Source organism: Bradyrhizobium sp. AZCC 2289, assembly GCF_036924615.1.
Classification (GTDB): domain Bacteria; phylum Pseudomonadota; class Alphaproteobacteria; order Rhizobiales; family Xanthobacteraceae; genus Bradyrhizobium.
In genome coordinates this window covers 6,047,694-6,062,466 of record NZ_JAZHRY010000001.1, presented here as the reverse complement: position 1 = coordinate 6,062,466, position 14,773 = coordinate 6,047,694, and the positions used below count along the sequence as shown (strand labels likewise).

Here is a 14,773-nt window from a genome sequence, read left to right as displayed (position 1 = left end):
CAAGGAGGCACCCATGGACCTGTATTTTTCGCCGCTCGCCTGTTCGCTGGCGACAAGGATCGCGCTGTATGAAGCCGGTGCTACGGCCAACTATCTCGAGGTCGATCCCAAGACCAAGGTGGTGCAGAACGACGGCTCGGATTTCCGCAAAGTGAACCCGCTCGGGCTGGTGCCGACGTTACGCACCGACGAGGGGCTGCTGCTGACCGAGAACGCGGCGATCCTGCAATACGTCGCCGACCGCTTTCCGCAGGCCGGCATCGCCACCGGACCCGGCATGGAACGCAGCCAGTTGCACCAATGGCTCTGCTTCATCGGCACCGAACTGCACAAGGGATTGTTCGTACCGGTGCTCGACAAGACGGCGTCGCCGGAGGTCAAGACCTACATCCTCGGCAAGGGCCTTTCGCGGCTCGACTATCTCGAAAACTATTTGAAGGGCCGCGAATTCCTGCTCGACCATTTCAGCGTCGCCGACGCCTACCTCGTCACCGTCATCAACTGGACGATGGCGACGCCGCCGATCGAACTGGCGAAATGGCCGGCCGTGAAGGCGTATTACGAGCGGCTGCGCACGCGCCCGAGCATCGCGAAAGCGGTCGCGGAAGAGTTCGAGCTGTATAAGGCCGAACTCGCGCGGCACAAGGCGGCGGCATAAGGCTGCAAATGGCGGGGACACCACGAGACGGCGTCCTCGCGCCCCAAGCGAGGGCAACGAATTTCAGCCAGCCTCATGCTTAACACATCTTTGATTTCGCAAGTTTCGACAATTTGTTGCTGGGAAATGTACCGATCTTTACGCTTTCGTGCGCAGTATGACGGTGCCACACCTATGGGGAGCAGCAGAATGCCGCAGCCGCGGTTGTACAGAAGAGTTGTGCCGTCGGGCCAGATGTCGAGAACGGGAAAGATCATCCTCGGCCCGAAGGAACCGATCGTGACTTGCACCGTCGTCGATTATTCCGCCGGTGGCGCCTGTCTCGAAGTCTGCGGTCGGAGTTCGATACCGGACCGTTTCGAATTCCTCTATGGCAGCGTGAGAAAGAAAAGCCGCGTCGTTTGGCGACGCGGCATACGGTTTGGGGTGGCATTCTAGGGCCGTGAAGAGCGGTTCGATTATCGACGCTCGAGGGTCCCCTTAAAACGGGCTCTCGCCCAATCCCGGCACATCCGCCGGCCGCGGTCCCGGCGCGGCCCAGTGAAAGCGCCGGTCTTTCTCCGCAATCGCGACATCGTTGATGCTGGCTTCACGCCGGCGCATCAGGCCGTGCGCGTCGAACTCCCACTGCTCGTTGCCATAGGAGCGGTGCCACTGCCCGGCGGCGTCGTGCCATTCATATTGAAAGCGCACCGCGATACGGTTTTGATCGAACGCCCAGAGATCCTTGATCAGGCGATAGTCTTTCTCCTTTTCCCATTTGCGGGTGAGGAAAGTGACAATCGCGGCGCGGCCTTCAAAAAATTCGGAGCGGTTACGCCAGCGGCTGTCCTCGGTATAGGCCAGCGCCACCCGTTCGGGATCGCGCGAATTCCAGGCGTCTTCGGCCATGCGGGCCTTTTGGGCGGCGGTTTCCCGGGTGAACGGCGGCAGCGGCGGACGTGTCATGGAGTGGCCTCGGCTGTTGGTGTGGCCGCGACTCTACCGCTCCGTCTTGCAGAGTCGATGGCTGATTGCCTATCGGCCAATAGCTAGATCACATCGGCCTTCATCAGCAGCCGCAGCGATTTCGGGATCGGATGCGCCTTGCCCTCGGAGATGAAGGCGACGCGCACCTGCGCCTTCACGAGGATTTCATCGCCGCGCCGCACCTCCTGCGCCAGCGTGATCGAGGCGCCCTTCACCACCACCGGCCACGTCACCACGTCGAGCACGTCATCCATCCGCGCCGGCCGCAAATAGTCGATCGCCATCGAGCGCACCACAAAGGCAAAGCCCGGCGATTCCTGCTGCGCCTGCTCGAACAGCGCGCACTGCTCCGCACCCATCAGCCGCAGATGATTGGTCCGCCCCCGCTCCATGAAGCGCAGATAATTGGCGTGATAGACGATGCCGGAAAAATCCGTGTCCTCGTAATAGACCCGGATCTGCATGTGATGGCGGCCGTCGCGGATCTCGCCGTCGAGATGGGGAAAAGTCACTTGCGGCCCTCGATCGCCCTGGAAAGCAATCGTTTTGCGCAAAATCCGTTTGGCGCGCAAGCGTAGTGGCGCCCAAAGCGGGCTAAGACAGCGTCGGACCCGACCTGCCCAGCGTGACCAGCCCGATTTCCGGCGGGACGCCGAGACGGAACGGCATGATGCTGCAGCCGAGGCCGCCGGAGACGATGATGTCGCAGTTCATGCGAAGATGGCCATAAGTCAGCTTTTGTCCGGACGGCGCCACCGGCGACCAGCCCAAGAGGCGCACCTGGCCGCCATGGGTATGGCCGGACAGTTGCACCGCGACCCGTGACGGCACGCGAGCGGCGACATCGGGCTCATGCGCCAGAAGGATGACCGGCGCATCGTCGGTCACCTTCTTCAGCGTCGCGCCGAGATCGTCGACACCGATGCGCCGAACGGGACGGAAATGCCGCGCCGGAAGATAAGCCAGCTGGTCGCCGAGACCCGCCAGCCAGAACGGATGGCCGTCCTTGCTCAGGCGTTTGGCGTCATTTTCGTAAACCGGGATGCCGGCATCTTCCAGCGCGCGCCGGGCATTGACCGTCCCGCGCCCCTCGCGCTGCACGGTCTTGTCTTCCCAGTAATCGTGATTGCCGAGAATCGCATGCACGCCAAGCGGCGCCTTGAGGGTGGCCAGCACCGGCGCCCATTCGTTGGCGGGAATGAAGCGCGTGACATGGCGATGTCCGGCGACATAGTCGCCGAGCATGACGATGATATCGGCATCGAGCGCATTGGTGCGTTCGACGATGGCGTGAATCCGCTCCAGCGACATCCAGGGATCGCAGGCGTGAAGGTCGGCGACGACGGCGACCTTGAGCTGGAGATCGGCCGGCCATTTCGGCGGCGTCAGGTGATAGCGCACGACCCGAAGCTGGAGCACCGGTTCGCCGAAGCCGTAAGCCGCGGTGGAGACGCCGAGCGCACCCAAGCCACCCAAACCCTGAAAGAATTGTCGTCGTGAAAACATGGCGGCCAATCGTGATGCAGGTGCTTGCTAATGCGGGATTCAAGCAGAATTGGGTCGCGTTTGTGCAGAATGTCAGCAGCGCCGCCCGCCTTCGTCGCCACACAATCCATCAGACGGCGCCGGCAGCCCGCCTCTGCGACGCCAGCGGCAACACATGGTCGCGGGTCAAGGGCGCCAGCGGAAGATCGGCCGGCGCCGCCGGGTCGACCCAGACCATCGCCTCGATCTCGGCTTGCGGCGCAATGTGGCCGGTGACATCGATCTCGTACAGCGATGCGCGGACCCGAAAGCCGGGCTCGTTGGCCGAGACGGCGTCAAACTCGCCGAGACGCTGGATCGAGTCGGGGACCAAACGGCAACCAAGCTCCTCGTCGATTTCGCGCGCCAGCGCCGTGACGTCGTCTTCGCCGGAATCGCGTTTTCCGCCCGGCTGCATGAACGCCGTCGTCCCGCGCTTGCGCACCAGCAACACCCGGCCGGCCGGATCACGGATCAGGGCCGCGACGATCTCGATGGTGCCCGACATCATCACTCCTCTTCGCTTTGCCCGAACAATCCGAATTGGGCGGGATCGCGCGCCGGCTCGGCGAGGCCGAGATGGCGGAACGCGTGCGACGTCAAGAGCCGGCCGCGCGGGGTGCGCTGCAGATAACCGCACTGGATCAGAAACGGCTCGATGATGTCCTCGATCGCGTCGCGCGGCTCCGACAACGCCGCCGCCATGGTCTCGACGCCGACCGGACCGCCGCCATAGTTCATCGCGATGGTGGTGAGATAGCGCCGGTCCATCGCATCGAGGCCGGCGGCGTCGACCTCGAGCGCGCTCAGCGCATGGTCGGCGATGGCGCGGTCGATCGAACTGGCGTCCGCGGCGGACGCAAAATCCCGCACCCGCCGCAGCAGCCGGCCGGCGATCCGCGGCGTGCCGCGGGCGCGGCGCGCGATCTCGTTGGCGCCGTCCGCCGTCATGCCGATATTGAGCACGCGGGCGCCGCGGGTGACGATCTTCTCCAGTTCTTCCTCGGTATAAAAGTTCAGCCGCACCGGAATGCCAAAGCGGTCGCGCAGCGGATTGGTGAGCAGCCCTGCGCGCGTGGTGGCGCCGACCAGGGTGAATTTGGCCAGATCGATCTTGACCGAGCGCGCCGCCGGTCCCTCGCCGATGATGAGGTCGAGCTGAAAATCCTCCATCGCGGGATAGAGCACTTCCTCGACCGCCGGGCTGAGGCGATGGATTTCATCGATGAACAAAACGTCGCGCTCTTCGAGATTGGTCAGGAGTGCGGCGAGATCGCCGGCCTTGGCAATCACCGGGCCGGAGGTGGCGCGAAATCCGACGCCGAGTTCGCGCGCGACGATCTGCGCCAGCGTGGTCTTGCCGAGTCCGGGCGGGCCGACGAACAACACGTGATCCAGTGCCTCGCCGCGTTTGCGCGCGGCCTCGATGAAGATCGAAAGATTGGCCCGCGCCTGCGCCTGGCCGACGAATTCGGACAGCAATTGCGGCCGCAGCGCGGTGTCGCCGACATCGTCGCTGCGGCGCTCGGGTGTGACGATGCGGGAGGGCGGGTTCACTTCGACAATTCCTTCAGCCCCAACCGGATCAGTTGCGCGGTTTCCGCCTTCTCGCCGGCGCTGCGCGAGGCGGCGGCGATCGCGGCGGCCGCCTGCGGCTGGCCGTAGCCGAGATTGACCAGCGCCGAGATTGCGTCGGTGACCGGGCGCGGCGCGCGGTCATTGTCGAGCGCGCCGCTCAGATGCACCAGCGCCGGATCGACACTGGCGAACGCCGGCGCCTTGTCCTTCAATTCGGTGACGATGCGCTCGGCCACTTTGGGACCGACGCCCGGCGTGCGCGTCACCGCGGCCTTGTCGCGCAGCGCGATCGCGTTCGCAAGATCCGCCGGCGGCAGCGTGGAGAGCACGGCGAGCGCGACCTTGGCGCCGACGCCCTGCACGGTCTGCAACAGCCGGAACCATTCGCGCTCCATGTCGCTGCGAAAGCCGAACAGTTTGATCTGATCCTCGCGCACATAGGTCTCGATCGACAGCACCGCGGCCTCACCGGGCGCCGGCAGCGCCTGCAACGTGCGCGACGAGCAATGCACCTGATAGCCGACGCCGCCGACATCGAGGATGACATAATCCTCGCCGTAGCTGTCGATCAGGCCCTTGAGTTTGCCGATCATAGCCCGGCCACCTTCAGCCGCAGCGATGCGCTCTGGCGGTGATGCGCATGCGTAATGGCAATCGCCAGCGCGTCGGCGGCGTCGGCGGATTTCGGTTCGGCCTTGGGCAGTAATATCCTCAGCATCACCGCGATCTGGTTCTTGTCGGCGTGGCCGGCGCCGACCACCGTCTTCTTGACCTGGTTGGGGGCATACTCCGCAACGGAGATGCCGAACATCGCCGGCGCCAGCATGGCAACCCCGCGCGCCTGGCCGAGTTTCAGCGTGGCGACGCCGTCCTTGTTGACAAAGGTCTGCTCGACCGCGGCCTCGGCCGGCTTGAAATCGCCGAGCACAGCGGCAAGCCCCTCATGGATCGCCAATAGCCGGCTTGCCAGCGGCAGATTGTCCGGCGCCTCCACCGAGCCGCAGCCGATGAAGACCAGCCGGTTGCCCTCGGTCTCGATCACGCCCCAGCCGGTGCGGCGCAGGCCGGGGTCGATGCCGATGATCCGGACGGGATGGCGAATCGGTGGGGATGTCATGGCGTAGTGATAACGCCAGAGGCCGGTGAACGAAACATAAACAGAGCGTCATCCCCTGCCGGGTCGTCATACCCCGCGAAAGCGGGGTATCCAGTACGCCGCGGCGTTGCGGCTCTTACGCCGGTCTCTGGAATACTGGATCGCCCGGTCAAGCGGGACGACGACAGCGGAGTGTGAAGCGGCAACCGTGGCCTCACCCGCCCATCTTCGCCATTAGCGCGTCCGACACCTCGAAATTGGCGTAGACGTTCTGCACGTCGTCATGTTCGTTCAACAGATCGATCAGCTTCAACAGCTTCTCGCCGGTCTCGTCGTCGACCGCGACCGTGTTGTGCGGTTTCCAGGTCAGCGCCGCCTTGCGGGCTTCGCCGAATTTGGCCTCCAGCGCCTTCGCCACCTCGCGGAAGGTTTCCTGCGAGGCATAGATCTCGTGGCCGCTCGCGCTCGAGATCACGTCGTCGGCGCCGGCCTCGATCGCCGCGTCCAGCATCGCATCGTCGGAGGCCACGCTTGAATCATATTCGATGATGCCGGTGTGATCGAACATGAAGGCCACCGAACCGGTTTCGCCGAGATTGCCGCCGGATTTGGTGAAGTAGGAGCGGATGTCGGAAGCGGCGCGGTTGCGGTTGTCGGTCAGGGCTTCGACGATCACGGCGACGCCGCCGGGGCCATACCCCTCGTAGCGCATTTCGTCGTAGTGTTCGCCGCCAGTGCCGGTCGCCTTCTTGATGGCGCGTTCAATCGAGTCCTTCGACATGTTTTCCTGGCGGGCGGAGATGATCGCCGCGCGCAGCCGCGCGTTCATTGCCGGATCGGGCTGGCCCATCTTGGCCGCGACCGTGATTTCCCGCGCCAATTTGCCGAAAAGCTTCGACCTCTGGGCATCCTGCCGGCCCTTGCGGTGCATGATGTTCTTGAATTGGGAATGGCCGGCCATGCGGGGTCTCTTGGATTCGCCAGGGGAATTTGGGGGTGAAAGCGCGGCCTTATAAGCCCGTGACCGGCCAAAATCAAAGATTTGACGCCGTTTTGGGTATGAAAGTAGTGCCGCCTGCTGGAATATGAGGCAGTTGTTAACCATGACTTCATGCCCGGATGAGAGGATGTCCCACCCAATTTCAACTTTTAAGAGTTCCCATGGCGTTCGGTTTGTTTCGAAAGCGAGTGCCGGAACCGGCTGCGCCTGCCGTCGAACCCAAGGTTCCGGCAAGCGCCGCCGTGGCCGGCGCAACCGCCTCCCCCGAGAGTGATTCGGCCAAGGAAATCCTCGAACTGCTCGAACTCGAACTCGGCGCCATGATCCGCCAGCTCGAGCGCGCGGCCGGTTCGGTCGCCAGCGGCGCCGAAGCGACCGCGGCAACACTATCGACCATCCGCCAGCGCACCGACGCCCTCACCGGCCGCACCAGCGCCGCGCAGTCCACGGCGACGACATTCTCGCAGGCCGCCGACAAATTCACCCACTCGGCACAGGGCATAGGAGCGCAGGTACGCGACGCCGGCAAGCTCGCGGATCTCGCCAGCGACGCTGCCCGCGAAGCCAGCGCCAATGTGGATCGCTTAAGGGAATCCTCCGCCGCCATCGGCAACGTCGTCAATCTGATTGCACAGATTGCGCGGCAAACCACGCTGCTGGCGCTCAATTCCACCATCGAGGCAGCGCGCGCCGGCGACGCCGGCCGCGGCTTTGCCGTGGTCGCCACCGAGGTCAAGGCGCTCGCGGTGCAGACCCAGCACGCCACCGAGGAGATCACCAAAAAGATCGAAGCGCTGCAGAAGGATGCCGCGGGTTCGGTCGATGCGGTGCATCGGATTTCGCAGGCGATCGAGGCGATCCGGCCGGTATTCGAGAACGTCAACGGCGCTGTGGCCGAGCAGAACCAGACCACCGGCGAAATGTCCGAGAACGCCGCCTCCGCTTCCCATTTCATCGTCTCGGTCGGCGACAGCGCCACCGAGATCGGCAGCGCGACCAAGGAAGCCGAGGCGCATGGCGAGAACGTCGCCAAAGCGGGCCAGGCGGTCACGACGTTCGCGCAGAAGCTCAAATCGCGCTGCGCCGTGCTGCTGCGCCAGGGCGAGCGGACGGACCACCGCAAGGGCGAAAAGCTGCCCTGCAACCTCAAGATCGAAATCCAGACCGCGCGCGGCCCGATCAGTGCGCCGGTCTATGAGATTTCCATGGAAGGCATCTTGGTCTGCGGCCCCGCTGCCGACGGCCTGCCGCAACACCAGAGCCTCAGTGCGACGCTGCAGGACATCGGCGCCTGCAGGATTCGGATCGGCGAACGCACCAACGCGGGCGCGCAGGCACGGTTCGAGGCGCCGAATGCCGAGCTCAGCGAAAAGATCGAAGACAAATTGTGGTCGATCCGCGACGAGAACACCGAATTCGTCACCCGCGCCATGGAAGCCGGCGCAGCGCTGACCAGGATTTTCGAAGGCGGGGTCGCAAGCGGCGCCATCTCCATCGAAGACATGTTCGATACCGACTATGTCGAGATCGCAGGCACCAACCCGGTCCAGCATCGCACCAAGATTCTGGACTGGGCGGATCGTACGCTGCCACCGTTCCAGGAAGCTTTCCTTGCCAAGGATCCGCGCATGGCGTTCTGCGTGATGATCGATCGCAATGGCTACCTGCCGGTGCACAACAAGATCTACTCGCACCCGCAGCGCCCCGGCGACGTCGCCTTCAACACCGCCAACAGCCGCAACCGCCGCATCTTCAACGACACGGCGGGCCTGGCCGCCGGCCGCAATCAGCGTACCTATCTGATCCAGAGCTATGCCCGCGACATGGGCAACGGCAAGACCGTCATGATGCGCGAGATCGACGTCCCGGTCCGCGTCAACGGCCGCCATTGGGGTGGCTTCCGCACCGCGTACAGACTGTGACCCGCATTTCAACGAAGGGGATGCCGTGATGCCGGCAGCTCAGAGTTCGGAACTGAATCACGCCCAGGCCGCGCCGTCGGCCAGCGAGCGCCTGGTCGACCAGCTTGCCAACCGGATCGGCGGCCTCGGGGTCGAACTTGCCGACGTCGCCGGCAACCTCCAGGAGGTCGCGGGCCGCGTCTTCGGCCAATCCGACCGGTTCGGCCAGTTGCAGAAAACCGCCGAGACCATGGTCTCCGCCAATCACGGCATCGCCGGCGCGTCGCAGGCGGTGCAGTCGGCCGCCACGGCCGCGGTCGGAGAAATCACCCAGTCGCGCGCCGTGGTGGAGACCGCGGTCCAGCACATCGCCGAACTGATCGAGGCGGTCGGCCGTATCGAGCATCGCCTGAGTTCGGTCGGCGCCGCGCTGTCCGAAGTCGCAAAAGTATCCGGATCGATCGAGGCGATCGCGCGGCAAACCAATTTGCTGGCGCTGAACGCCACCATCGAGGCCGCGCGCGCGGGTGCGGCGGGAAGAGGATTTGCGGTCGTCGCCAGCGAGGTGAAGAATCTCGCCGAAGCGACCCGGCAGGCGACCCATCTGATCGACGATACCGTTCGCGGCCTCGATGGCCAGGTCAACAGCCTGATCGGCGAAAGCGGCGAGGCTTCGCTCCGGGCCAAGAATGCCGGCGAAGGCGCTGCCCAGATCCAAGGCATCATCGCCCGCGTCCAGAATGGCTTTACGGCGGTCGGGAGCGAGATCGACGGCGTAGCCAAGGCGGCCACCTCCAATCTCTCGCACTGCGACAAGGTCATCGACGAGCTCGGCAACCTTGCCAAGGGCGTCGATCTCTCATCGACCGAGTTGAAGCATGCCGACGACCGGGTCGCCAAGCTGCTCGAGATCTCGGAAGGGCTGATTGCCCTCATTGCCGACAGCGGCGTGGAGACCTCGGACGCGCCATTGATCCGTGTCGTGATCGATACGGCGAAGCAAATCTCGGCCGCCTTCGAAAGCGCGATCGCGCGCGGCGAGATCAGCCTCGATCAGTTGATGGACGAGAAATACCACGAAATCGCCGGCACCGATCCGAAGCAATACATGACCGACTACGTCACCTTCACCGACCGCGTCCTGCCGGCGATCCAGGATCCAATTCAAAAATGCGATCCGAGAATCGTGTTTTGTGTCGCATGGGCCAAAGGCGGCTATCTGCCGACCCATAATCCGAACTATCGCCACCCGCAGGGGCCGGACCCGGTCTGGAACAACGCGAACTGCCGGAACCGGCGGCTGTTCAGCGATCGCGCGGTCAAGAAAGTGGCGGCGAATACCAAACCGTTCCTGCTGCAAACCTACCGGCGCGACATGGGCGGCGGCAATTTCGTGCTGATGAAGGATCTGTCGTCGCCGATCGTCATCCGCGGCCGCCACTGGGGCGCCTTCCGCATGGGTTTTCGGCAGTCCTGAGCAACCGGCCGGTTGCGCCAGCGAAGCTTCTCGTCCGAATGCAATCCGGGGTGTAACAATGACCGGGCCCGTGACGGAGTTGAACAACCCATGAAACACCTGCTCGATGCCGGGAAGCTGCTGCTGCTCGACATGGCGTCGACATTGTTTTTCCTGGTCGTTTACCTCACGACGGGGAACGTCACCTTGGCGGTCGTGCTCGGCATGGCGCTGGGTGCAGCCCAGATCGGCTGGCAGTTTCTGCGCAAGAAGCCGATCGACACCATGCAGTGGATGAGCCTCTTCCTGGTGTTGGGCGCGGGCGCCGCCACGTTGATCACCCGCGACCCGCGCTTCGTGATGATCAAGCCGACCGTGATCTACACCGTCGTCGGCATCGTGATGCTCAGGCCCGGATGGATCAACCGCTATCTGCCGCCGGTCGCGATCGAAATGGTGCCGGATATCGCCTTCATCTTCGGCTACGTCTGGGCCGGCCTGATGTTCTTTTCCGCCGGCCTGAACCTGATCGTGGCCCTCAACTATAGCGTGGCGACCTGGTCGGTGTTCATGTCGATCTACGGCATCGTCAGCAAGCTTGTCCTGTTCCTGATCGGCTTTGCCACCATGCGCACCATCGGCGTCCGCCGCCGCCGCGCCCAAATGATCGCTGCCGCTTCCTGACGGCGAAGCGATCAGCGCTTGCGCATGGTCCACGAACCGCCGGCGATTTCAGCTAGGGCGTGAACCCATAAATCCAGAGTGGTCGGCGGACGTCCGCTTTAGTGTGCATTCCGGACTCACGTCGGACGTCGCGTGAGGTCCGAAAAGTGCCAACAGCGGACCTTCTACAACGCAACGGTCACGTCAGCTTTGTGCCCCACAAGCGGAACATCGCCGCCTAACTCGACGAGAATGCCATGGTGGCTTGATGCGCCTCGGAGGAAACATCAAGTGTCAGCATCGCTGACATGCCTGAGCAAAAAAAGTCGGCACTTTCGATGACAAACGCAAATGCGTAGCCGCGTGCAAGAATTCGTTCTAGTCTTCCCGACGCTCGGTCGGCGTTCGAGACTGACCTAGAGCCAGATCATGATCAAAACGCCAACCACGATTGCTGCTAAGGTCGCAGTGGGATTTTCGTTTGCGCAACAGGCGTTGGGATAGTCGGACTGGAGCCCTACTGAACACCTCACCATGGTTGACATCGTTCCACGCGAACCGCCCGCGGTCTGTGGAGAAGACAGGATCAGAACTGGCGAATTTCAAACGGGAGGAACGGCAATGGCTGACAACTTGAGAGGCGCATGTGACGGGATCTTGCAAAGGATCGTGACTGGCAAGCCCCGCGTTCCCGGCGTAGTGGCGATGATCACCAGCCGCTCGGCCAATATCTATGAAGGCGCCGCCGGCGAGCGTCTTCTTGGCGGGCAGGCAATGACGACCGACACTGTGTTCGCCATCTACTCAACCACGAAAGCGATCGCCGGCACGGCCGTTATGCAATGCGTCGAGGAAGGCAAGCTCGACCTGGACGCCCCTGCCAAAACTTACGTCCCCGACATCGGCAAGCTCGAAGTGCTCGACGGATTTGGCGCCGACGGGACGCCGAAGCTGCGGGCGCCGAAGCGAGACATCACCACCCGGATGCTGATGCTGCATACGGCCGGCCTCGGCTACGACTTCTTCAACGCCAACTATTTCCGCCTCGCGCAGGAGCGCGGTCAGCCGAGCGTAATCACCTGCTCGAAGGCATCCCTGATGACACCGCTGCTGTTCGATCCCGGTGACAAATGGGAATATGGCAGCAACATTGATTGGTGCGGCCAGGTCGTCGAGAGCATCCGCGGCAAGCGCCTCGGAGAGGTGATGAAGGAGCGGATCTTCGCGCCGCTCGGGATGGAGGACATCGCCTTCTCGCTGACTCCTTCGATGCGGGCGCGTCTCGCCGTCATCCATCAACGCGGGGCCGACGGGTCGCTTACCCCGCTTCCCGATATGCAATTGCCGCCCGATCCGGAAGTCGACATGGGCGGCCACGGACTCCACGCCTCGATCGGCGAGTACATGAAATTCATCCGCATGTGGCTGAACGATGGAACTGGGCCGCATGGCCGGGTGCTCAAGAAGGAGACTGTCGAGGCCGCGGTACGCAATGGCCTGCAAGCGCACCAGACGGTCACGATGCTGCCCGGCGTCATTCCGGCGCTGTCGAACGATGCCGAGTTCTTCCCCGGCCTGAAGAAATCCTGGTCTTACACCTTCATGGTCAACGACGAGGATGCGCCGACCGGCCGGCCGGCCGGGGCGATCGGCTGGGCCGGTCTCCCCAACCTGTTCTTCTGGATCGACCGGAAGAACGGCTTCGGAGGATATTGGGCGACGCAGATCCTGCCGTTCGGCGACCCGACTTCATTCGGTGGCTACCTGGAGTTCGAGACGACTGCCTATGCGACGGGTGAGGCGCGCGCGGCGGCGTAATGCTGGCGAGCGCCTTGTTGTGCCACGGCGCCTCCCGGGTTTTCGAAATTGAACGGATCGAGGGGCGTCGCGAGCGCGTGCATTGCGATGTTGCCGGCGGACGTCGGCCTGTCATTGGCGCAGGCTGGCGACAGGACAACTGACCAAAGATACAGGGAGAAGGCTCACAACAGGAGGAGTGTCATGACGAATGTGCAAGGCGAGTCACAAAGGGCTGGCGCGAAAACGGAGTTCGATGCCGTCATCATCGGCGCCGGATTTTCCGGCATGTACATGCTGCATTCGCTGCGCGACAAGCTCGACCTGAACGTTACCGTGTTCGAGGCCGGCGACGGAGTCGGCGGCACCTGGTACTGGAATCGCTATCCCGGCGCACGCTGTGACTCCGACAGCTACATCTACTGCTACACGTTCGACAAGAACCTATTGCAGGAATGGAACTGGTCCGAGCGCTATCCGGAACAGGACGAGATCCTGCGCTACCTCGAGCACTGCGCCGAGCGCTTCGACCTTAAGCCCGACATCCAGTTCGGCAAGCGCGTCATCGAGGTCGTCTTCGACGATGATACCGAGCTTTGGACGGTGCGCACGGACAAAGGCGACGTGGTCAGGGCTCGCTTCGTCATCGCCGCGGTCGGCGCCTTGTCGGCCGCCAACATGCCGCCGTTCAAGGGCTTGGAGTCATTCAAGGGCAAGTGCTACCACACCAGCAAATGGCCGCACGACGGCGTCGACTTCACCGCCAAGCGGGTCGGCGTCATTGGCACGGGCGCTACCGGAGTGCAGGCGATTCCGGAAATCGCGCAGCAGGCCAAGCACCTGACGGTGTTCCAGCGCACGCCGGCCTTCTGCGTGCCGGCGCGCAACGGCCGTGTCGACCCCGAAGTCACAAGGGCGCGCAAGGCCGACTACGACGAGATCCGCCAGCGCATCAAGAACTCGTTCTTCGGCTTCGAGCTGAACTTCATCCCGAAGTCGGTGCTCGATACTACGCCCGAGGAGCGAGAGCAGGAGTTCGACAGGATGTGGGAGGTCGGCGGCTTTCCCTTCTGGCTGGCCAACTACCAGGACATGTTCTTCTCCAAGGAGGCGAACGATATTATCGCCGACTACCTCAAGAGGAAGATCCGCGCGACGATCAACGACCCGGTGGTCGCCGAGAAACTGACTCCGAAGACCTATCCCTACGGCACCAAGCGCCAACCGCTGGACACCAACTACTTCGAGACCTTCAACAAGAAGAACGTGCTGCTGGTGGATGCGAGCACCGACGGCCCGATCGAGGAGATCACGCCGAACGGGATTCGCGCGGGCGGCAAGGAATACCCGCTCGACATTATCGTCGTCGCCACCGGCTTCGACGCGCTGACCGGCTCGCTAAAGAACCTCGGCATCAAGGGCCGCGGCGGCAGGGTGCTGGCGCAAGAGTGGGAGGACGGCCCGCAGACTTATCTCGGCCTTGCCACGGCCGGCTACCCGAACCTGTTCACGATCACCGGCCCGCAGAGCCCCTCGGTGCTGTCGAACGTGCCGGTGTCGATCGAACAGCACGTCGAGTGGATTACAGAATGCATCGCCCATATGCGCAGAAACAAGCTTGCAACGATCGAGGCGACCCCGCAGGCGCAAGACGCGTGGGCCGACCATGTCTCCGAGGTGGTGAACGGTACCTTGTTGCCGGGCGCCAATTCCTGGTACATGGGCGCCAACATCGCCGGCAAGCCGCGCCGCTTCTTGCCCTATCTCGGCCCGGAAGGCGTCGGCGGCTATCGCAGGAAGTGCGCGGAGGTCGCCGAGAAGGGCTACGACGGGTTCGTGTTCGTGAGCGAAGGCCAGCGCGGGACCGTGCACACAGTTGCGGCCGAATAAACTTGACGAAGCTGGACCGGGGGGGTTGCGTTCAACGGCGCGACTCCCGGCATAGCAGGCGTGGAAGCGCTCGATTTCCGGAGCACACGTTGAGAACCTTGCGGAGAAGCTCAAGGGTTCGCGCGCCCATAAGCATATGATCGCCTCGATGACCGCTTGGGGTCATTCGCGTCGATTTTGGCATGTCCGCGGCATGTCCGGTTAGGGGGGTAATCTCGGAAATGCCGGTTGTCCGGTTTTG

Annotated in this window: 14 protein-coding genes; 6 read left to right on the top strand and 8 right to left on the bottom strand. The window is 63.5% G+C overall.

Annotated elements, in window-relative coordinates; translation table 11 throughout:
* Positions 1 to 13 precede the first annotated feature (13 nt).
* Positions 14 to 658: a glutathione binding-like protein gene (locus tag V1289_RS28765; RefSeq protein ID WP_334400880.1), complete on the top strand. Its 645-nt coding sequence runs from the start codon at positions 14 to 16 to the stop codon at positions 656 to 658.
* A gap of 480 nt (positions 659 to 1,138) precedes the next feature.
* Here the strand turns inward: V1289_RS28765 and V1289_RS28760 are convergent, their stop codons facing one another.
* The 8 genes from V1289_RS28760 to V1289_RS28725 form a co-directional block, all read right to left on the bottom strand.
* The gene (locus V1289_RS28760; protein ID WP_334400878.1) at positions 1,139 to 1,606 is read right to left on the bottom strand and encodes a nuclear transport factor 2 family protein; all 468 of its coding nucleotides are present in this window, start codon (positions 1,604 to 1,606) and stop codon (positions 1,139 to 1,141) included.
* A gap of 83 nt (positions 1,607 to 1,689) precedes the next feature.
* Positions 1,690 to 2,139 carry a tol-pal system-associated acyl-CoA thioesterase gene (ybgC, locus tag V1289_RS28755; RefSeq protein ID WP_334400876.1) on the bottom strand — a complete coding sequence of 150 codons (450 nt, stop codon included), beginning with the start codon at positions 2,137 to 2,139 and terminating at the stop codon, positions 1,690 to 1,692.
* An 82-nt stretch (positions 2,140 to 2,221) separates the two neighbouring features.
* Positions 2,222 to 3,133: a metallophosphoesterase gene (locus tag V1289_RS28750; protein ID WP_334400874.1), complete on the bottom strand. Its 912-nt coding sequence runs from the start codon at positions 3,131 to 3,133 to the stop codon at positions 2,222 to 2,224.
* A 109-nt stretch (positions 3,134 to 3,242) separates the two neighbouring features.
* On the bottom strand, positions 3,243 to 3,662 hold the full coding sequence (locus tag V1289_RS28745; protein ID WP_334400872.1) for an NUDIX hydrolase: 420 nt from the start codon (positions 3,660 to 3,662) through the stop codon (positions 3,243 to 3,245).
* Positions 3,662 to 4,708 (bottom strand): Holliday junction branch migration DNA helicase RuvB, encoded by a 1,047-nt coding sequence (gene ruvB, locus V1289_RS28740; RefSeq protein WP_334400870.1) that lies wholly within the window; start codon positions 4,706 to 4,708, stop codon positions 3,662 to 3,664. The genes V1289_RS28745 and ruvB overlap by 1 nt, the downstream gene beginning before the upstream one ends.
* A complete protein-coding gene (gene ruvA, locus V1289_RS28735) occupies positions 4,705 to 5,322 on the bottom strand; it encodes a Holliday junction branch migration protein RuvA (protein ID WP_334400868.1) in 618 nt (205 codons plus the stop codon). The genes ruvB and ruvA overlap by 4 nt, the downstream gene beginning before the upstream one ends.
* Complete coding sequence (ruvC, locus tag V1289_RS28730; RefSeq protein WP_334400866.1) at positions 5,319 to 5,846, bottom strand: crossover junction endodeoxyribonuclease RuvC; 528 nt, start codon at positions 5,844 to 5,846, stop codon at positions 5,319 to 5,321. Before ruvC ends, ruvA begins: the two co-directional genes overlap by 4 nt.
* Before the next feature lie 193 nt (positions 5,847 to 6,039).
* The gene (locus tag V1289_RS28725; RefSeq protein WP_334400864.1) at positions 6,040 to 6,786 is read right to left on the bottom strand and encodes a YebC/PmpR family DNA-binding transcriptional regulator; all 747 of its coding nucleotides are present in this window, start codon (positions 6,784 to 6,786) and stop codon (positions 6,040 to 6,042) included.
* A gap of 200 nt (positions 6,787 to 6,986) precedes the next feature.
* On the opposite strand from V1289_RS28725, the gene V1289_RS28720 reads away from it, so the two are divergent.
* From V1289_RS28720 to V1289_RS28700, 5 genes are all read left to right on the top strand, one after another.
* Positions 6,987 to 8,747: a methyl-accepting chemotaxis protein gene (locus V1289_RS28720; RefSeq protein ID WP_334400861.1), complete on the top strand. Its 1,761-nt coding sequence runs from the start codon at positions 6,987 to 6,989 to the stop codon at positions 8,745 to 8,747.
* A gap of 28 nt (positions 8,748 to 8,775) precedes the next feature.
* A complete protein-coding gene (locus V1289_RS28715) occupies positions 8,776 to 10,203 on the top strand; it encodes a methyl-accepting chemotaxis protein (RefSeq protein WP_334400858.1) in 1,428 nt (475 codons plus the stop codon).
* Between the two features lie 90 nt (positions 10,204 to 10,293).
* Positions 10,294 to 10,866, top strand: coding sequence for an inner membrane-spanning protein YciB (locus tag V1289_RS28710; RefSeq protein WP_334400856.1), 573 nt, complete (start codon positions 10,294 to 10,296; stop codon positions 10,864 to 10,866).
* A 600-nt stretch (positions 10,867 to 11,466) separates the two neighbouring features.
* Entirely contained in the window at positions 11,467 to 12,663 is a 1,197-nt protein-coding gene (locus tag V1289_RS28705; protein WP_334400854.1) for a serine hydrolase domain-containing protein, read from the top strand.
* Positions 12,664 to 12,846: 183 nt separating this feature from the next.
* Positions 12,847 to 14,532, top strand: a complete 1,686-nt coding sequence (locus V1289_RS28700; protein WP_334400852.1) for a flavin-containing monooxygenase — start codon at positions 12,847 to 12,849, stop codon at positions 14,530 to 14,532.
* The last annotated feature ends 241 nt before the right edge of the window (positions 14,533 to 14,773 follow it).